Source organism: Paenibacillus sp. FSL R5-0345 (assembly GCF_000758585.1).
Lineage (GTDB): Bacteria > Bacillota > Bacilli > Paenibacillales > Paenibacillaceae > Paenibacillus_AQ.
The window spans coordinates 5,746,172-5,765,734 of record NZ_CP009281.1 but is presented as its reverse complement, the minus strand read 5'-3'; the positions used below and the strand labels follow the sequence as shown (position 1 = coordinate 5,765,734).

Here is a 19,563-nt window from a genome sequence, read left to right as displayed (position 1 = left end):
CCGTCCTTATATTAAATAAGGGCGGGTTATTTGTTTGTAGATCAGAAGAATGAAACTCAAAGGGAGGGTTACGGTGAACATTACGATAAGAACAATACTGGAAGATTTAATGGGAACTGAGGAACAGATAGAGGGGACTGTGGATACACTTAAGCCAGGAAATCCAGAAACGGTGGTTACAGGGATAGTTACAGCATTTTGCGCTACGCAATATGTTGTGGAACGAGCGATGGCTATGAACGCCAATTTGCTGATCACACATGAAGGTGTGTATTACAGTCACCATGATACAAGTGAGTGGTTAAAGGATGACGCTGTTTATCTCACGAAACTGAGTTTGATCAAACGTTCTGAAATGGCTATTTTTCGTTATCATGATTATTGTCATCGTCATAAACCGGATGGGATCATGGTCGGCTTGCTGCGAGAGCTTGAGTGGTCAGCTTATGTGGATGAGCAGCAACCCGCTGCTACAATCCTAACGATTCCTGCCATGACAGTAAGTGAAGCGGCTCAGTACATAAAAAGAAAACTAGGAATCCCCTATGTACGTGTTGCCGGTGACCTATCCCAGGTATGCAGACATGTGGGGATATCAGTGGGTTACAGAGGAGGCGGGACAATGGCTATCCCTCTTTTTAATCAGCACAATCTTGATTTACTGATTGCTGGCGAAGGGCCAGAATGGGAAACTCCGGAATATGTGAGGGATGCAGTACATCAAGGTAGATCGAATGCGCTGATTATGTTAGGTCATGCGGAGAGTGAAGCCCCGGGAATGAAATATTTAGCTGAAGTTTTGGCAGAAAAATATCCAATGATTCCTACTTATTTTATTGCAGAACAACCGATCTATCAGCTGCTTTAATCCTTATAAATCGAAATGAAGAATAAATTTGCATATTATGGAGAAAATGATTGGAAACCAGGTCACTGAGAAAGGAGTGTTTCAATGGAAATTCCTTTGGAGGCTGATGAAGTGTTAAGTCGTATCAAAAAGCTTCAAACTGACGGAAGCTCGATCAGCAAAAAACAAGTGAAGCAAAGCGATCCTGATCTTATGAGAAGTGCGCTGTTCTTTTTTCCGAGCTGGGAGCATGCATTGAAAAACGCCGATCTGTTGTAGCCGAATGATTGTATAAAGAAGCCGAGTGGTTCAGGGATTGATCTCTGATGACCGCTCGGCTTTTTCTTAATAAACCGAGTAAACAAGAGCAATAGAAAGAGAAAACGAAGAGTATGCTCAATATGAAATGAAAAGCATGGCTTTCATCATTATTTTGCCCAGGGCTCAACTTTACAAGAAACCTTACACGGAGTATGATTCATCACATAACTGACAATTACATAAGAAGTCCGCTTAATTTCCGTTAAGGAAAGCGGGGGAACCAACAACTGGAAATCGATATGACAGTCGGTACTAGTTATGGGGTGAATCCTGTTACAGATGCTTAATAGTGCATCCATACAGGTAGGGCAACTCTCACTGCCCGAATCCGACAGCTAACCTCGTAAGCGTATGGAGAGAGGATGAATGGCGTATTTGATGATGAATAGCCACAGAGAATCCCTCTGTGGTTTTTTGCTGCGTTTATAAGCACATATAGATATAGAACCTACCTGTGAAAGAGGTGTTAATTTTGCCTATTGCTAAACTGAATGGAACTTCGCTCTATTACGAAATCATTGGAACAGGGACTCCGGTTGTGTTTATCCATGGACATGGATTAACACATAGCATGTTTAAACCACAATTAGAGTATTTTTCTGATAAATATAAAGTGATTCTGTGCGATTTACGGGGGAATGGCAAATCAGGTGAATTGCTGCAGGCTCCAAACGAGATTATTGAAACGCAATGCCTAGATATAATTATGCTATTGAATGATTTGGGCATTCGTGAGGCGGTTTTTGTCGGGAGCGCCTATGGGGGGCTCGTCGTTCAACATATTGCGAAACAATACCCGGAACGGGTAAAGGCGATTGTTGTCGCGGATAGCTTTTGTAGAAGTCATGCATCAACAATAGTAGGTAAAATTCAGCTTATGGCTGCATATTGTAGTTGGTTAATGTATTACGCTCCTAGCGAGCTTGTACTGCCTTCGATTCGTATGATGTATCGCGAACGCTGGAACCTGGCCTATAACGAGATTAGAAGAGGACTTCTCGACAAACGCCCAAGGGAATTGTATCGTCAAAGGCTGGCTACGAGTCATGTGGATTACACTAGATGCTTAAAGTCTTTTAAACGTCCCGCATTATGTATTGTCGGTGACTTTAGTGAATTTGGAGTCAACTGTATGAAGGATATGGTGTCTCAGCTGCCGCATGCTCAGTTAGCGATCATTCCTAACGCATTAGATCCTAGTAATCTGTGTCAGCCGGAGAAATTTAATGCTATTCTTCAGCGTTTTTTGGAGAAACATCAGGATGCTCAGCAGATCAGTTGATCCTAGTGGAGAAAGCACCTTAGATTGCATAAACCTCTTCAGAGTCTTAATGCTCGGCTAACGTTTAAGCAAGAAATGAGGGCGTTCTATAGCTAGGAGTATGAACTGGCTGTGGGACGTTCTTTATGTATAGCAATATTGGGAAAATCTCCCTAAAGTACAGAGTATCGAAATAAAGGCTGGCTCAAAGTAGCGAAATCTACGAATGAGCCAGCCTTTAGCATACTATTAATCGAAAGAATACCACTCATAGCACTTCTCAAAGAACAGAATAATGAAATCCAATCGGTAGCTATGCATTTTGTACATTGCTGTCTACTGATGTAAGATTAAAGATATTCGATATTAACTATCTAAAGGAGCTGAGTTATGATGTCTCAAGCCGAAACTATAAAATTGACTTCATTATCTTCAAAAGGAGGCTGCGGCTGCAAAATCGGTCCCGCCGATCTCATGCAGGTTATTCGCAGTCTGCCACCAACCGTTCCTAACCCGGATCTACTTGTAGGTTTGGATACTAGTGATGATGCAGGCGTGTATCGTTTAAGCGATGAACTCGCGTTAGTGCAAACTGTTGATTTTTTCACACCGATCGTGGACGACCCTTATTCCTTTGGGCAAATTGCAGCAGCCAATGCGTTAAGTGACATTTATGCTATGGGTGGTAAGCCGCTTACAGTGCTTAATATTGTTGCATTTCCTATCTCTGTTCTGGATAAAAGCATTCTCGGTGACATTTTGCGCGGTGCAGCGGACAAGGTGCAGGAAGCAGGAGCGACGCTTGTAGGTGGACATTCTATCGACGATAAAGAGCCTAAATTCGGATTGGCTGTTACGGGGCTGGTGCACCCGGACAAAGTAAGAACGAATGCAGGCGCGCAGGTGGGGGATAAGCTGATACTAACGAAACCTATCGGTGTGGGCATCTTAACAACTTCTATTAAAAAGGATCAACTATCACCAGAAGAAACCACACGCCTCACCACAGTGATGTCTACATTGAATAAAAAAGCGGCTGAAATCATGGAGCCGTATGATGTGCACGCTTGTACGGATGTTACTGGATTTGGGCTGTTGGGACATGCCTCGGAAATGGCTAAAGGAAGTAACCACGGACTGATTATTCGTCAAGGCGATGTACCGATGCTGTCAAGAGTAAGAGAGCTGGCGGAGCAGGGATTTGTTCCAGGCGGAACTAAGAATAACTTTGCCCATTTGGAGGGCAGCATTCTTTATCCGGAAGAGATGGACCAATTAAGCCGTTATATTCTGTGTGATGCTGTGACTTCTGGCGGACTGTTGATTTCTGTTGCTCCTGAACAAAGTGAAGCCTTGCTACAAGAGCTGGTAGCTGCAGGTGTAGAAGCGGCATTGATCGGAGAAGTAACAGAAGAACATCCGGGTCAAATTACGGTAATAGCTGCGCAATAATGACAGGGTCAGCTTAGAGGCAACCTAAGAAGTTAGCCACCAGAGGAGAGAGTGCATTGTTTCAGGATATTACACTGGAAGAACTAAGAATGCTAAAAAATAAGAAGCAGATCACTGTGATCGACGTTCGATCTCCTTCTGAATATAAAGATTCGACATTACCGGATAGTCTGAACATTCCTTTTTTTGATGATGAGGAACGGGCTGAAGTAGGCACTTTGTATAAACAGACTAGTGTGCAGGCGGCGAAAGAACGCGGTTTGGAGATTGCTGCGGCGAAGCTGCCTGCCTTTGTCAAAGAATTCGCTGCGATTCAAGGGGACAAAGCTGTATTCTGCTGGAGAGGAGGTATGCGCAGCCGTACTACGGCCACCGTACTTTCTTTAATGGATATTCATGCTTACCGGCTGATTGGCGGCTATAAAGCTTACCGTAAATGGGTACTCGACGAACTGGAGACTTATGAATTCAAGGCAAAGCCTTATGTAATTCACGGAAATACGGGTACAGGCAAAACAAACCTACTGCACCGCCTGAAAGCACAAGGTTATCCTGTTCTGGATTTGGAAGGGATGGCGGGTCACCGGGGTTCTATCTTTGGAGAGATCGGACTTCGTGCAAATAATCAGAAAACGTTCGATAGTCTTCTTTTGGAGGAATTAATTAAGCTTGGGGATTCTTCTTATGTACTGTTTGAAGCGGAGAGTAAAAAAATCGGGAAAATCGTCATGCCCCCATTTATGGCGGAGCAGAAAGAGATCGGAGATCAGATTTGGATTGAGATGCCATTGCAAGCTAGGGTGCAGCAAATCCTTGAGGACTACCGACCAGAAGCATACAAGGAGCAGTGTATTTCAGCTTTTCGGAGTATTAAATCCCGAATTCATATTCCCGTTGCGGCAGAAATCGAGCGATGCTTACAAGCTGATTTGTTCGGAGAGGCTGTCGCGCTTTTGCTAGAATACTATTATGATCCTAGATACGATTATACGTCCACTCAGTATGAAGGCGTTGAGAGAGTTACGTTTAAGGTGAATAATTTGGATGAAGCTGAGACAGCGGTGCGCTCTTTTTTAAAAAATCAGGAAGTATAAAATTTAGTAATCGTAAGGTATGAGGGGCTAGAGGAGGCACAACGTAATAAATGATCTATTTAGACTATAATGCTACAACACCTGTAGATAAGGAAGTCGCAGAGGCTATGATTCCGTATCTTTATGGTCATTTTGGCAATCCTTCAAGCAGTCATTCTTTGGGGCAAGAAGCTAAACTCGGAATCGAGCAAGCAAGAACGCAGGTGGCTAATTTCCTGAATTGCGCGCCGGGTGAGGTGCTTTTTACAAGCGGGGGCAGCGAATCGAATAATACCGTCATCAAGGGCGTCGCTCAAACGTATCGACATAAAGGCAATCATATGATTGTGTCTGCTGTGGAGCATCCTGCTGTTATTAAACCGTGTCAGTATCTGGAGCAGTTGGGCTATACGATTACTTATGTACCTGTTGACTCGTATGGTTTGGTACAAGTAGACGATGTGAAAAAGCAACTTACCGACCAAACCATACTAGTCTCCATTATGCACTCTAACAACGAAACGGGAACGATCCAGCCGATCAAAGAAATAGCTGAGGCCTGCCACGAACGGGGTGTTCTTGTACATACCGATGCTTCGCAGTCGGCTGGAAAAGTAGTGCTCGATGTGGCTGAGCTAGGGGTGGATTTTCTAACGCTGGCAGGTCATAAATTGTATGCGCCAAAAGGGATTGGAGCATTGTACATCCGAGAGGGCATTCACATCGAACCTTTAATTCATGGAGCGGGGCATGAAAATGGTAGACGAGCAGGTACCGAGAACACACCATATATTATTGGATTAGGGAAAGCCTGTGAGCTTGCTTCAGACTCCACCTCCAGAGCGCGTGTAAAAGAAGTTGCAGATTATTTCTATGACAGATTACAGGAGGCTTTTGGCGATAAGGTTCACCTGAACGGTCATAGGGATAAGCGATTGCCTAACACGCTTAACGTTAGTTTTCTTGGAGCGGTGGGTCATGAAGTGATTGCTTCGCTAGAAGATGTGGCTGCCTCAACAGGCTCAGCTTGTCATTCTGGAGAAACATTGATCTCGCCTGTTCTAAAGGCAATGAATGTCTCACCAAGTATCGGGCAGGGAGCAGTTCGTTTTAGTGTGGGACGGTATACAACTATGGCAGAGATCGATGAGGTTATCGGTAAGTTGAAAGAGTATTTGCTGTGAGTAGATTGTCAGAGATGGAGTAGCTGATGGCGGCCTAGTATGATTCCCGGGGAATAGACTTGTTATAGGACTCAGGCGCTCTTAGTTGCATAAAAAAGACGAAGTTGACCTCCTGTTTTGCTCAATAGCGTCTCTTCGGTCCGAAAGATTAAGAAATTGCAATCGCATATTACAACAAAAGCATCTGTCACTCCTTTAGCAGGGAGGGCAGATGCTTTTGTTTGTATTAGTATTAGTGATTATACAATAGTGAAGCCTGCACTTGCATAACCAGTGACTGTATTTACAAGGCTGAGTCCTGAAGCGGTGGCTGAAAAGACCATAAGAAGGCGAGTTTGCGCTGTTACAGGGAAATCAACACCGAATGTTGCTCCACTGACAAAAGTTCCTAGATTAACTGTGCCTGTGATAGATGGCAGTGGTACTATAGCCCCTGGAATAGGAGTAAATGTGTTATTTGGTAAGGTAGACTGGAATAATTGTGCTGTCACAGTTACCGTACTACCAATAAGTGATAAAGCTACGGTATTACTAAAGTAAGCGGCAACAGATGTTATGACTCCCGAACGAGGAACTGACATTGCAAAGTTGATAAGAGGTCCAAGAACTGTACCTGTCAGATCAATATTTCCACCAACAAGAGAAATACCTGTGGCTGAACTCCCGAAGCCTATAAGGCTTGTTGTTCCAACTAAACCGCCTAAAATCGTGGTCATAATAATAGGCCCACCGGATGCCAGCGGAATGATTGCACCCCCACCGGTTGCACCAGTAACGCCTGTAACTCCGGTAACACCCGTAGCTCCAGCAAGCCCGGCGGTACCTGTAGCGCCTGTCGGCCCAGCAAGCCCGGCAGTACCCGTAGCGCCTGTCGGCCCAGCAAGCCCGGCGGTACCTGTAACACCCGTAGCTCCAGCAAGCCCGGCGGTACCCGTAGCGCCTGTCGGCCCAGCAAGCCCGGCGGTACCTGTAGCGCCTGTCGGCCCAGCAAGCCCGGCGGTACCTGTAGCACCTGTCGGCCCAGCAAGCCCGGCGGTACCCGTAGCGCCTGTCGGCCCAGCAAGCCCGGCGGTACCTGTAGCGCCTGTCGGCCCAGCAAGCCCGGCGGTACCTGTAGCACCTGTCGGCCCAGCAAGCCCGGCGGTACCCGTAGCGCCTGTCGGCCCAGCAAGCCCGGCAGTACCCGTAGCGCCTGTCGGCCCAGCAAGCCCGGCAGTACCCGTAGCGCCTGTCGGCCCAGCAAGCCCGGCAGTACCCGTAGCGCCTGTCGGCCCAGCAAGCCCGGCGGTACCTGTAGCACCTGTCGGTCCAGCAAGTCCGGCTGTACCCGTAGCGCCTGTCGGCCCAGCAAGCCCGGCAGTACCCGTAGCGCCTGTCGGCCCAGCAAGCCCGGCAGCACCCGTAGCGCCTGTTGGTCCAGCAAGCCCGGCAGCACCCGTAGCACCTGTCGGCCCCGTTGCCCCTGCTCCAGGACCTGGCGGTCCCTGTATACCTTGCGCACCAGTCGCACCAGTCGCGCCTGTCCCACCAACACCATATTCCCCTTGAGGCCCTTGAGGCCCTTGCGCTCCTTGAGGTCCTTGAGGTCCTTGCGCTCCAGTCGCGCCTGTCGCTCCACCAGCAATCAGTAAATAATCTGATGAAGTACCGGGGATTCCTTTGGGTCCAGCAACAGTAGCTATATAGGTGCTGCCATTAAAGGTTACAACTTGACCCGCTGGATATAACGGGCTTTGCGCGGGATTAAAGACTACAATACCTTGCAGCCCTGCACCAGTGGATCCCTTAGGTCCTTGAGGTCCTTGAGGTCCCTGAGGTCCTTGAGGCCCCTGCGGCCCAGTGGCACCTTTAACGGGGAGGCCAAGTGCTTGTGAAATAGAAGCCTGAATATGCCTGATTTGAATAACCAACTGATCTTTGCAATGAGGGTCAATCTTTGTGGCAAGAACAAAAGACAATAACTCAGCTAATAGTTGTTGAAGATTGGTACCCACGCTTACGACGGAGAAGGGACTGACCTCTGTAGATACAATGGTTATTTCTACTACAGAAAGAAGCTCCGTTCTAGAAGGGCTGCATATCTTAGCTTCATGCAAGAATTCCATGAGTTCTCTTAACACTCTTTGAAGATTAGTAATATGAAGTATTGTGGGATTCGTAAGTGCGGGCGGTACCACTGTAGCGAGCTCAGTGACTATTTTTAATAGAGCAGTACACTCCCTTTTTCTCACAGGACTGCTTATTCTTCCTTGCTTGTTAAGGATAGCGTCACCTTTGAATGGTCTATGACTATGATCCGACATATTTCTGTATCTCCTCCTTGAGCTTCTCCTCTTCATTCCTTTAAAAATTGGGAACCTGCCCAATCAGCATATTCTGAGAAGCGGAAGTTGTTACAATCGTCGCGTTGAAAGTCAGTATTACCGGTGGCCTGCCTTATTGATAGAGTAGTTAAGTAGAAGTAGTATCACCCTTCATAAGAGTTATATCTAAAGTAGTGTTGTAAATCAGCATTTAGTTCTATAAACGGGTATTAGAGCGACGGTATTCTATTGGCGTGATGCTGAAATTGCGCTTGAACATTCGATGAAGATAAGAACTGCTGGTGAAGCCAGTCATTTCAGCAATATCTGAAACGGATAGATCGCTGTCTGTCAGAAGGCGGCAGACTTCCTGCATCCGTACATCCATGATGACATCCACAATGGCTGTCATTGTTTGTTGCTTATAAAGGCGGCTGACATATATAGGTGACAGGTTAAGCTCATCAGCAATCTGGTTCAAGCTCAGGCCGGGATCCATGTAAGATTGATTAATTTTTTGATTAATCTGCCGGATCAGATCACTTTGCTTAGAGCTACGCTTATCGGCTTGTAATTCCTGAATATTATCGAAGAGGTTATAAAAAGCTTCTTCAAGCTCCTCCATCGTTTCGTAATTTTCAAGTGAAGGCATCTTGAGCATGTCATCCATTGTAGTAGCGCTGAGCTTTTTGATATTATCAAAGATTCTCTTAATGGTTAGAGTCACCCTAGAGAGTGTCAGTTCTAGGACATGATAGGGATATTGCTCCATTTCGCGCAAGATGCCGGAGAAATGGCTGCGTGCCTCATCCGTCCTACCACTGGTAAGCGCATCGACCAGCTTCTTCTCGCTATCTGCCGGATAAGAGTATAGGTTATACTGCAATTCGTTGATCTTCTCGGCGTTGATCAGGCATCCATGCCCATAAAACAGTCTATGTTTGGAAGCTTCTTTAGCCTGACTGTAGATTCGGTTTAGTAGCTCCGGATTATCACTAACGGGACTGTACACGAGCGACAGTCCGATTCTCAGATAATCGCAGCAAGCCACACGGATTTGTCGCAGCAGTACTTCGATCAACTCTGTATCCAGAGGTTCAGCGGACGTCATACTGCTTAGTAGCATAACTACACTATCGTCGTTCATATCGACGCTCTCTACTTGGTAAGTTTGACCGCATATTTCCGAGGCAATATTCATGATGGCGAATTTGTACGGAAGTAGATAAGAACCTCTCTCTTGTCGCAAGGTGGTATATTCGTCAATACGGAGTAGTACCAGCCGGTAACTCCCGTTTAAGCTGAAAGCAATACTTAACTGCTCCATATCACTTGGTCGGCTGTTATGAGGGGATCTAATACCGAGAACAAGATTACGTAAAGAATTCTGTCTAATCGTAAACATGCTGTTGCGCTTGTCAGCTTCCAGACTATTCATTCGGCTTACGATGGAATCAATAGGAAGGTAGAGGCGTTTGGAAAGTATTCTAGAGATGATAAGTCCGAATATTAGAATAATCAAAGAAATTAATAATGTTGTATTACGGATTTGGTTGGTTTGTTCTGTGATTACATCATAAGGAGTAATGCGAACATACTGCCAGCCAAGGGAATCAGGTGAAGTATAGGATACTAGTGATTTCTGATTTTTATATGGAGCGGTGAAATAGCCTGCAGAGCGGTCTTTCACTTGATGCTCTATCCAGATGCGCTCATCTGCCGAGAGTTTTTCCAATGTTAGCTTGTTCCCCGAAAGAAAACGATCTTGGTCATCTAGGAGGTAGGTATTGCCACTACCGGTTGTATTACTGTTAGCTAGCTCCTTATTTATCCAAGCTGCTGATATATTAACAATAACAGCAGAGTTGATGGTGCGGTCCCAATTGATTGCATCATAGCAGAGATAAGTATAGACGGAGATAGCTTCTGATTTGGGTTCACCGATGGAGTAGGTACGCGGGATGGGAGTGAATGTTTTGTAATCCTGATAATGATTTAACATCTGTATGATTTCAGTGTCCTCTAATTCTCGTGTGGTGTACACACCGTTCTGCCCTTGCGCAGCGGAGATATATACCGTGTCGTTATTCGGATTATATACATAGATGGATTCAATGTACGGCATAGAATTCAGATAGTTACCGAGATCTGACATCGCAGCCGTAACCTCATAAATGGAGGGTTTGTTATAGAACAACAGGTGGGATATCGTGCTAGTTCGATATAGCTGAAATGAAAGCGTTTGCGCCACTTCAGCCATGTTGACTACCTTCTTGCCGGTCTGAGTTAGATCTCTTAGATCCGAGCGGAAGGTCTGTGTTTTCTCGACCCCGATGTAGTATGTATAGTATACAAATGTAGAGACCAGAAGCGTTAACGAAATACACAGTGTTATCGTTGTTAGCAGCTTGCCATACAGCAGTCTTTTTCTCCGTATATCATTATTCTTCATAGTCGCCCTCCCCTGAAATTGCTGCGGTTTATTAGACAAGGCTCTGGATGAACTTTAGATAGGAAGTCCTCTTATTATAATTCCCCTAGAGTGAACAGAACAGTGGAGTAACCTTAAAATCCTGTAAATTACCACTATTACCGCTATGAATAAAATAAGTATTTGTGCACATATCATCATTTTTTTCGGGATATTCTGCTGCGTCCCCCTATGTACACTGGTAATCCCTCGATTCATCGCTTCTCCATAAACATTTCAATTGTTCAATTGCAGATTCTCCAGTTTGTGAAGGAAAGCTATGAAGCTTCACTTCTGTGTTCACAAGAATCGCCCTATAGTGGAATTATGAAGCTTCTACATTAAAGGGAGTGAGAGACCTTGAGTCAAACCTCATCCAAAGGAATCTCAACCGTCGAACTTGGCATCCAGGCCGATGGAAGAGCACGCTTACGGACGACAAGGAAGAAGAAGGGATTTATTTATGAACTGCTGCACAATAGGGTAATGTTTCTGATGCTGCTGCCCACCTTGATCTTTTTCTTGGTGAACTCCTATTTTCCAATGGTAGGTATTTATTATGCGTTCACTCAATTTGACTTCAACAGCAGTATGTTCAATTCCAAGTTTGTCGGGTTGCAGAATTTCGAGTTTCTCTGGAGATCCGGTACGCTGGTGAAGCTGACAATGAACACGATAGGTTATAACATTGCTTTTATTGTACTTGGTAATGTGTTGGCGATTGCTTGTGCGATCCTCTTAAGTGAACTGAATGGGAAATGGTTTAAAAAGATTAGTCAATCGATAATGTTTCTGCCATACTTTGTATCCTTCGTCATTCTAAGTGTTATTGTCTACAACCTGTTCAATTATGACAGCGGTTTCTTGAATACAATGCTTACGCAGTTCGGACTCGATCCGGTGGATGTCTACAGTAAACCCTGGGCTTGGATCTTTCTAATTATTATCTTCTATCTATGGAAGAATCTCGGCTATAGCATGGTCATCTATCTAGCAGCGATTACGGGCATCAGTGATGAATATTATGAAGCGGCTAAGATTGATGGCGCTAATATTTTTCAGCGGATTTGGTATATTACAGTGCCGATGCTGAAATCAACCTTTGTGGTGCTGCTGCTCTTTGCGCTCGGAAGTATCATGAAGGGGCAGTTTGATCTGTTCTATCAATTAATAGGTAATAACGGGCTGCTCTACAATACGACAGATATTCTTGATACTTACGTATACCGTTCGCTTAAAGTAACCTTCGATGTGGGTATGGCGACAGCAGCTGGAGTCTATCAATCCTTGTTCGGCTTTGTCCTCATCATGACGGTTAACTATATTATCCGCAAAATAAACGACGACTACGCCCTGTTCTAGGAGGACAAGAAATGCAAATTCAAAAGGACAAATATACTCGGATGCTTCATGCCATCGCCTATGTGGTCATCCTTGGGCTGTCGGTTGCGTGCCTGCTGCCTTTTCTGCTAATTATATCTGCATCATTAACCAGCAATGAATCCATTATCCGGGACGGCTATCATCTGATTCCGGGGCAATTCTCTCTTGAAGGCTACAAGACGGTCTTCATATTCCCGGATGAAGTGCTGCGTGCTTACACGGTCACCATTGTTACCACTGTAGTGGGAACGGCATTAGGACTCTTCTTCATGACGATGTCGGGTTACGTGCTGGCTCGCAAGGATTTTAAATACCGTAATACATTCTCCTTTTATATTTATTTTACAACCTTGTTTGGTGGAGGACTTGTTCCGTGGTACATCATGATTACTAAATACCTCGGTCTGTTGGATTCCTATGCTGTATTGGTGCTACCAGGCCTGATGACACCGTTCTTAATTATTTTAATGAAAAACTTCGTGAAATCAGCAGTCCCCGAGGAGTTGTTTGATTCCGGGAAAATGGACGGGGCCGGTGATTTCCGGATTTACTGGCAGATCGTGCTGAAGCTATCCATGCCGGGGATTGCTACTGTCGGCTTGTTCCTTGCTTTGTATTATTGGAATGACTGGTTCACCTCTTCCCTGTTTATCAACGATACCCATAAATATCAGCTGCAGTTCTATCTGTACAATGTTATCAATTCGGCACAGTTTATTGCGCAGATGGGTGCTGGAACCGGGGTGTCATTGGCTACGGAAGTCCCTGCGGAATCTACCAAAATGGCCATGGCGATTGTTGTGAATGGGCCGATTCTATTTCTGTATCCATTCGTTCAGCGTTACTTCGTCAAGGGGTTGACCATCGGAGCTGTAAAAGGTTAGAACCGCAACTTGGTCCCTATGAGGATTAGGGGATAGTCGGCTAACATAGAATCATAGTGAAAAGGGAGGATTCAGATGAACAAACTACGGGGCAAAAGCAGCTCTATTCTGCTAATGTCAGTACTCAGCTTGGCTCTACTGGCAGGCTGTGGGGGGAACTCCAATTCCGCGAACAAGGAAAATGCAGCAGTAAAAGAGAGCAACAACGGGGGGGATACAGCTCAGAGTAACAACACCGGAACAGAGGAGAAGACGGGGCTGGATACATCTAAGAAGGTTGAACTGCAATTTTATATGCTGGGTGATGCTCCGAAGGATCTTTCAAGTATTGAGTCGCAAATTAACAAGATGGCTGAAGAAGATTTGAATGCGACCGTTAAATTCAACTATACAACTTGGACAGACTGGGATCAGAAGTACAAATTGCTGCTATCTTCTGGTCAATCGATTGATTTGATATTCACTGCAGACTGGACACAGTATCAAGCTTACGCTAAAAAAGGGGCCTTTTTGGCTATAGATGATCTGCTGCCGAAGGCTGCTCCAGCCCTCCAGCAATTTGTACCGCAAGACATGTGGGAAGCCGTTAAGATTGATGGGAAGATCTACACTGTACCTGCGACTTATAAGGAGTATGTAACGAATGGTTTCGTATGGCGTGAGGATTTGCGCAAGAAATACAACCTGCCTCAGCCGACAGACTTGGCCAGTTACGAAGCATATATGGAAGGTATTAAGAAGAATGAACCGAAGATGTCGCCAGCATCCTTTAACAGTGATGTGAGGGGGAATCTGCATGATGTCTACACCACACTTAACGCGATGGTTGGAAGCCCGCTGCCTTACGGTATTGGAATTAAGTACAGCGATCCTGCGAAGGCTTATCTTTACTGGGGCTCGGAGGAACATAAAGAAGAACTGCTGACCATGAGACGCTGGCAGGAAAAAGGCTTAATCTCCAAAAATGTATTGAACGTGAAGGATACTATTCAGGCTCCGATTATTGCTGGAAAAGCAGCAAGTATTTTCGGAGATAACCCGACCCGCTTCAACGATACGCTGATGAAAGTTAAAGCGGCCCATCCAGATTGGGAGCTGGGTTACTACCCTTATGGTAAAACTATTGGTTACGCAACACCAGTGCATCCTATTCATAATGGGTTCGCGATCCCGAAGGGCAGCAAGAACCCGGAACGCGCACTAGCCTTCTATGAGAAGATGGTTTTGGATAAACGTTACAATCAGCTGACACAATACGGTGTTGAGGGGAAAAACTATAAGATTGATGCAAACGGTTATTATGAGCTTATTGGAGACGCTTCTACGAACGGTTTCACTCGTGAAGGGATGAATGGCTGGGCATGGCGGAACCCGGAATTTATGATATTCGACAAATCCTATGATGGTGTGAAGGAAATCTTTGCTGATCTCGACAAGATTCAGAAACCGGATATCTTCACAGGCTTTGCAGAAGATTACACCTCTTATCAGGCTGAAAAAGCGGCATTGGAGCAGGTAGAGAAGCAATACCTGTATCCGCTGCAAGCCGGATTGGTAGAGGATGTTGATGCGGGTCTAGTTACCTTCATGGAGAAGGCTAAGCAGGCTGGTCTTGAGAAGATCCAGGCGGAATATATCAAGCAATGGGATGCTTACGCACAGGAGAAGGGTTTGTAAAACAGAAGAGTAAAGGATGTTCCTTAAGCCATGGAGGCGGGGGGAACATCCTTTTTTTTGTGTTCTAGGAGACTACGAGAAGCGCTGGCGGAACTCCCGCGGAGTGGTTCCCTCAATGCGGACGAAGCTGGAGCTGAAGTAAGGGGCTTGATTGAAGCCGACTTCCTCAGCGATCCGGGCAATCGTATAACTGGTCTGCATCAGCAGTAGCTTACTCTGCTGAATCCGGTAGTGCAGCAGATAATCCATCGGTGCACAGCCATACTCCTTTTTCATGCAGCGAGCGATATATACCGGATGAAAGTTTAAGCTTTCTCCTAACTGCTGTGCAGTGATGTGTTCACGGAAATGACTTCGCAGATAGGAGGCAGCTTGCTCTGCACACAGTTTGGAGGGAGAGGGGCGCTCATGGCTCAGAGAGGCGGATAATTGCTGGAGAACCTCTTGGAAGAGCAACTGCTGCTGAAATGGAGTATCGCTCAAATGGGAATTAGGCGCTAATTGATTCAGCTGCGAGAGCAGTTCTTCCATCTTGGATGGTTGCAGCAGCGTGGTATATTGAGGCAGCTGTAAGGTGAAAGTGCGTATATTAAATTCGTCAGAATGAAGAGAATGCTCCACTCTGGTGTGTTCTGTGTCTGGAGTTGCAGCTGTAGCCTCGGAAATATTCCAATCGCCGACGGTCTGAAAATGAAGCCAATAATAAGAGGTGTACTCCTTACAGCTGTCCGTACTGAAATGATGGCTATCTGGACGAAGAAGCAGTGCCTGACCTGCGCGTACCTGAAAGGTGAGGCCTCCTTCATTCATATATAGGCAGCCCTGTTTAACTACAAGCAAGTCAAATACATTGATATTGTGGCGGCTCATGTGGTAATGCCCTGGTGAGAAGGTGTGCAATCCACTTACGATATAGTAGAGCATTGGCGGGACGGTAAAGTTAAAAATGTTCATGGAGAGATCTCCTTTTATGAGGTTGGAATAATGTAATTATTGGTTTGAAATCTGTACCATCACCAAAAGTATATCATCTATAATTTAGTCTGACCTAAAGAAAAAATATGCTGTTTCTCAGGTCCAGTATGCATGTTTGGTTTAAGGGGAGGTTTGTTTAGTGAAAAAAGAAAGACAGGGCTTTGGACTATGGGTATTGGCTTGGCCTATATTTATAGAGGTGTTTCTTCAGACCCTGCTAGGTACGGTGGATACGCTAATGGTCAGCCGTATTTCTGATGATGCAGTCGCCGTAGTCGGCATTTCCAATCAATTGTTCGGTGCGTTGACCACACTTTTTACCACCTTTGCGGGCGGGGCGGGTATCCTGATCGCGCAAAGAATGGGTTCAAAACGTTTCAGCGAAGCGCGTACGATCGCAATTATGGGCGTATCGGTTAGTCTCATCCTTGGTATTGTCGTGAGCATCATCTTGTTCTTCTATGCGGGTCCAATAGCAGGGATTCTAAATATATCGCCTGAGCTAATATCACTGTCTAATGTCTATATCGCGTATGTCGGCGGCGGACTATTTTTGGTGGGGATGATTGCATCCCTTGGTACAGCGATTCGAAATACAGGAAATACCAGAGGGCCAATGTACACAGGGATCATCATAAATGTCATCCATATTATTCTGAACTATATCTTTATATTCGGGATGTTCGGTCTGCCACAGCTAGGGCTTGCGGGAATTGCGATCTCAAGTATTATCAGTAGACTGGTCGGAGTGATCATGCTGTATACCATGTTTAGAGGTTCCTTCGAGATTAAGATAAGACTTAGAGATTTCCGAATATTCAACGGCAAGCTATTCAAGGAAATTATAAAGATTGCTTGGCCACTTGGAATTAATTCTTCCTGCTGGGTGTTCTCTCAGCTAATTGTATATTCCTTTCTAGCCGCACTTGGAGCTGAAGCGTTAGCAGCACGGACTTATCTTAACACCTTAGAGTCCTTTTGCTTCACGTTAGGATATGCAATCGCTCTAGCCGGACAGATACAGATCGCGCATTTGTTCGGGGCAGGCAAATTGAAAGAGGCTTACCGTAGTGCGTATCGCACACTGTATATCGGGTTAGCCATTGTAACAGCCAACATGTTATTGCTATTTCTTTTCGGAAGGAATCTGCTAGGTTATTTCACTTCCGACCCGCGGATTATTGCTATTGGGATTTCCCTGCTGGCTCTAAATCTCTTACTGCAGCCTTGCAAAATGTTGAATATGGCCATGGGTAATGCATTGAACGCCATCGGTGATACCCGATATACGATGTATACTTCTATCGTTTCTATGTCCATTATTGGAGTGGGTTGTTCCTACTGGTTTGGCATTAGCTTAGGCTGGGGGCTCACGGGGATCTACTGCTGTATGATTGCTGATGAATTTGTGCGGGGGATGCTTGTTCTTATGCGCTGGAAAGGGAGAAAAGTTCTTCGTCAGGCGGATATTTTAAAAAGCGAAGAGAATGCCTCTATTCACAGCGGAAGTAAAAGAAGAGCCTTTCTTAGCATTTAAGGAGTAAATAGAATACAGGCAGCGATTTGTCCGTGCTTTTTTGGAGAAAGAGGTGATTCCATGAGTAGAGCTTATTACTTTGAGATCACCTCTTTTTTTCGCGAATAAATAGATGTTCATTCATATTAAGTTTGATTCGAACGGATAAATGAGTTAGCCTTTAGAGCATGGGTAGCTGTTTTATAAATACATACTACTGAAGGGTTTGAGGAAAATGCCGTTAAAATGGAGAGGCTTGACGATCCTAGCACTGCTCTTAATGATGATACTAATATCGGGATGCTCTAATGGTACCGTTCACGTTACGGTGAATAAGAATCAAAGCGTAGATTTAGCAATGAACGTGAAATTGGATTCCCGTACAGAAGCGTTGATCAGCGATAAAATGGAGAAGAGTCTGACAGATAAATTGAAGGAGGAAGGGATTCAGTTAGAAAAACGACAAGAAGGTAAGTCTACAGTCTATGAAATTCAGAAAAATTACCCTTCATTTGAGGATATAGGTTCAACCTCTATGGGGCTGGATATTGTGGATCTACAGCTCGTTACTAAAAAGAATTTGTTATATACCACGTATGATGTTGAGGCACAGCCTCAATTTAATAGCTATATGGATACCATCATGGATAATATGGGGACATTGAGTTTATCGAAGCCGATTATTCGGGCGGTGCTGAAGAACTTGGCATTTGATTTTAAATTAACGTTGCCAATAGATCTAGTTGGTGATAATAATGCAACTGTTGATGAAGGCAGAACACTTACCTGGAATGTTACGCTGGGGGATACGGAGCCGATCAAAATGCAGCTTTATGTGCCGAATGTATGGAATATAGTGATCATGTTAATCATCCTAGTGGTGGTGATCATTGCTGCAATTCTATTTTTCGTCAGAAAAAGAAAACACCGTAAAGTAAATCGTGCTTAAGTGGTTCGAGATATGTATAGAAAGTGCCGGGAAGCCATGCTGCTTTACCGGCTTTCTTTACTTTAGAGCAGGTGTAGAGTTATAATTAGTACCAAGTACTAATATCAGATACTAAATGAAGAGGTGATTGGAATGACAGGTGCAAAAATTACAGCTATCGGAACTTATGTCCCGGCAAAAAGACTGACGAATGCTGATCTTGAGCAGATGGTGGATACTAATAATGAGTGGATTGTGGGACGGACTGGAATCCGTGAACGCAGAATTAGTCGGCAGGATGAATACACAAGCGATTTATGTGTAGCTGCAGTACAGGATTTAATGAAACGTTATGGAAAAAACGTTGAGAATGTGGATATGGTCCTTGTAGCTACTAGTACACCTGATTTTTCCTTTCCCTCAGTAGCTTCTTTGATTCAAGACCGCTTAAATATTCCGCAGACTGCTGGAGCAATGGATTTGAGCGCAGCGTGTGCGGGTTTTGTATATGCACTTCATACGGCTCATAGCTATGTTGCTTCAGGGATGCACCGTAAGGTTCTAGTGATTGGTGCGGATACAATCTCCAAGATTACAGATTATACTGATCGCAGTACATGTATCCTTTTTGGTGATGGGGCTGGTGCAGTACTTGTGGAGAGTGATAAGCAATCAACGGGCTTTTTGGGCTTTCAGCTAGCCAGTGATGGCGGTGGTGCGCATCATGTATATCGCACGGGTCTAGCCCATACGGTGAACCATATTGAACTAGTAGATACACAGATGCTGGTACAGAACGGGCGCGAGGTATTTCGCTGGGCGGTCAGAACCGTTCCTCTCGGTGTACAGCAGTTGCTTGAAAAAGCAGAAGTGGCTCTGGAGCAAGTTGATTGGTTTATTCCGCACAGCGCCAATATGCGAATGATTGAGCCGATTTGCGAACGATTGAACTATCCGATGGAGCAGGTGCTGCACAGTCTTGTGAATTTTGGCAATACTTCTGCCGCAACGATTCCCTTAGCTCTTGATTTGGGTATACGTGAAGGTAAAGTAAAGAACGGGCAAAAGATTTTGATGTATGGCTTTGGTGCGGGGCTGACACAGGCCGGCCAACTGGTAGAACTAAACCTGGATGAACGGGTAGGGGAGCCGACTTTATTGTAAGTTGTTTAAGTAAATATAAATAAGAAGAGATTTGTTAACGCTGCGACCGTTTCCCGGTGCTTTTCCGGGAGTAAACTGTACCCGTGAAGATAACATTACCGATTCTGAATGGAACCAATCCAGCG

General features: G+C 45.0%; 15 protein-coding genes and 1 riboswitch. Of the genes, 12 read left to right on the top strand and 3 right to left on the bottom strand.

What is annotated here, in order from left to right:
• The first annotated feature begins 73 nt into the window (after nucleotides 1-73).
• The 6 genes from R50345_RS25330 to R50345_RS25310 all read left to right on the top strand — a co-directional run bounded on the left by R50345_RS25330 (nucleotide 74) and on the right by R50345_RS25310 (nucleotide 6,138).
• Complete coding sequence (locus R50345_RS25330) at nucleotides 74-868, top strand: Nif3-like dinuclear metal center hexameric protein (protein ID WP_231573931.1); 795 nt, start codon at nucleotides 74-76, stop codon at nucleotides 866-868.
• An 84-nt stretch (nucleotides 869-952) separates the two neighbouring features.
• Nucleotides 953-1,126 (top strand): hypothetical protein, encoded by a 174-nt coding sequence (locus R50345_RS31760; protein WP_170880375.1) that lies wholly within the window; start codon nucleotides 953-955, stop codon nucleotides 1,124-1,126.
• 221 nt (nucleotides 1,127-1,347) lie between these two features.
• A riboswitch (cyclic di-AMP (ydaO/yuaA leader) is annotated at nucleotides 1,348-1,534 on the top strand.
• A gap of 106 nt (nucleotides 1,535-1,640) precedes the next feature.
• Nucleotides 1,641-2,450 (top strand): alpha/beta fold hydrolase, encoded by an 810-nt coding sequence (locus R50345_RS25325; protein WP_042130958.1) that lies wholly within the window; start codon nucleotides 1,641-1,643, stop codon nucleotides 2,448-2,450.
• A gap of 369 nt (nucleotides 2,451-2,819) precedes the next feature.
• A complete protein-coding gene (gene selD / locus R50345_RS25320; RefSeq protein ID WP_442950197.1) occupies nucleotides 2,820-3,881 on the top strand; it encodes a selenide, water dikinase SelD in 1,062 nt (353 codons plus the stop codon).
• Nucleotides 3,882-3,937: 56 nt separating this feature from the next.
• Nucleotides 3,938-4,975 carry a tRNA 2-selenouridine(34) synthase MnmH gene (mnmH, locus tag R50345_RS25315; protein WP_042130956.1) on the top strand — a complete coding sequence of 346 codons (1,038 nt, stop codon included), beginning with the start codon at nucleotides 3,938-3,940 and terminating at the stop codon, nucleotides 4,973-4,975.
• A 50-nt stretch (nucleotides 4,976-5,025) separates the two neighbouring features.
• Entirely contained in the window at nucleotides 5,026-6,138 is a 1,113-nt protein-coding gene (locus R50345_RS25310; protein WP_042130955.1) for a cysteine desulfurase family protein, read from the top strand.
• A gap of 239 nt (nucleotides 6,139-6,377) precedes the next feature.
• Here R50345_RS25310 and R50345_RS32255 read toward each other — a convergent pair whose 3' ends face one another.
• Nucleotides 6,378-8,441: an exosporium glycoprotein BclB-related protein gene (locus R50345_RS32255; protein ID WP_052414736.1), complete on the bottom strand. Its 2,064-nt coding sequence runs from the start codon at nucleotides 8,439-8,441 to the stop codon at nucleotides 6,378-6,380.
• 217 nt (nucleotides 8,442-8,658) lie between these two features.
• Nucleotides 8,659-10,893: an AraC family transcriptional regulator gene (locus R50345_RS25300; protein WP_042130954.1), complete on the bottom strand. Its 2,235-nt coding sequence runs from the start codon at nucleotides 10,891-10,893 to the stop codon at nucleotides 8,659-8,661.
• Between the two features lie 504 nt (nucleotides 10,894-11,397).
• Between R50345_RS25300 and R50345_RS25295 the strand changes: the two genes are divergently transcribed.
• The 3 genes from R50345_RS25295 (at nucleotide 11,398) to R50345_RS25285 (ending at nucleotide 14,855) form a co-directional block, all read left to right on the top strand.
• Nucleotides 11,398-12,273 (top strand): ABC transporter permease, encoded by an 876-nt coding sequence (locus R50345_RS25295; protein WP_139328631.1) that lies wholly within the window; start codon nucleotides 11,398-11,400, stop codon nucleotides 12,271-12,273.
• 11 nt (nucleotides 12,274-12,284) lie between these two features.
• The gene (locus tag R50345_RS25290; RefSeq protein WP_042130953.1) at nucleotides 12,285-13,178 is read left to right on the top strand and encodes a carbohydrate ABC transporter permease; all 894 of its coding nucleotides are present in this window, start codon (nucleotides 12,285-12,287) and stop codon (nucleotides 13,176-13,178) included.
• Between the two features lie 69 nt (nucleotides 13,179-13,247).
• Complete coding sequence (locus R50345_RS25285) at nucleotides 13,248-14,855, top strand: extracellular solute-binding protein (protein ID WP_442950212.1); 1,608 nt, start codon at nucleotides 13,248-13,250, stop codon at nucleotides 14,853-14,855.
• 72 nt (nucleotides 14,856-14,927) lie between these two features.
• Here R50345_RS25285 and R50345_RS25280 read toward each other — a convergent pair whose 3' ends face one another.
• Nucleotides 14,928-15,809, bottom strand: coding sequence for a helix-turn-helix transcriptional regulator (locus R50345_RS25280; protein WP_042130951.1), 882 nt, complete (start codon nucleotides 15,807-15,809; stop codon nucleotides 14,928-14,930).
• A 160-nt stretch (nucleotides 15,810-15,969) separates the two neighbouring features.
• Between R50345_RS25280 and R50345_RS25275 the strand changes: the two genes are divergently transcribed.
• The 3 genes from R50345_RS25275 to R50345_RS25265 all read left to right on the top strand — a co-directional run bounded on the left by R50345_RS25275 (nucleotide 15,970) and on the right by R50345_RS25265 (nucleotide 19,438).
• Complete coding sequence (locus R50345_RS25275) at nucleotides 15,970-17,367, top strand: MATE family efflux transporter (protein ID WP_042130950.1); 1,398 nt, start codon at nucleotides 15,970-15,972, stop codon at nucleotides 17,365-17,367.
• A gap of 259 nt (nucleotides 17,368-17,626) precedes the next feature.
• Complete coding sequence (locus R50345_RS25270) at nucleotides 17,627-18,295, top strand: hypothetical protein (protein WP_231573929.1); 669 nt, start codon at nucleotides 17,627-17,629, stop codon at nucleotides 18,293-18,295.
• 132 nt (nucleotides 18,296-18,427) lie between these two features.
• Nucleotides 18,428-19,438, top strand: coding sequence for a ketoacyl-ACP synthase III (locus R50345_RS25265; protein WP_042130948.1), 1,011 nt, complete (start codon nucleotides 18,428-18,430; stop codon nucleotides 19,436-19,438).
• The last annotated feature ends 125 nt before the right edge of the window (nucleotides 19,439-19,563 follow it).

Bases quoted from the DNA above. Each gene is read 5' to 3' on its own strand.
- R50345_RS31760 (WP_170880375.1), top strand. From the start codon at position 953: ATGGAAATTCCTTTGGAGGCTGATGAAGTGTTAAGTCGTATCAAAAAG.
- selD (WP_442950197.1), top strand. From the start codon at position 2,820: ATGATGTCTCAAGCCGAAACTATAAAATTGACTTCATTATCTTCAAAA.
- R50345_RS25310 (WP_042130955.1), top strand. From the start codon at position 5,026: ATGATCTATTTAGACTATAATGCTACAACACCTGTAGATAAGGAAGTC.
- R50345_RS32255 (WP_052414736.1), bottom strand. From the start codon at position 8,441: ATGTCGGATCATAGTCATAGACCATTCAAAGGTGACGCTATCCTTAAC.
- R50345_RS25300 (WP_042130954.1), bottom strand. From the start codon at position 10,893: ATGAAGAATAATGATATACGGAGAAAAAGACTGCTGTATGGCAAGCTG.
- R50345_RS25295 (WP_139328631.1), top strand. From the start codon at position 11,398: ATGTTTCTGATGCTGCTGCCCACCTTGATCTTTTTCTTGGTGAACTCC.
- R50345_RS25290 (WP_042130953.1), top strand. From the start codon at position 12,285: ATGCAAATTCAAAAGGACAAATATACTCGGATGCTTCATGCCATCGCC.
- R50345_RS25280 (WP_042130951.1), bottom strand. From the start codon at position 15,809: ATGAACATTTTTAACTTTACCGTCCCGCCAATGCTCTACTATATCGTA.
- R50345_RS25270 (WP_231573929.1), top strand. From the start codon at position 17,627: ATGATGATACTAATATCGGGATGCTCTAATGGTACCGTTCACGTTACG.
- R50345_RS25265 (WP_042130948.1), top strand. From the start codon at position 18,428: ATGACAGGTGCAAAAATTACAGCTATCGGAACTTATGTCCCGGCAAAA.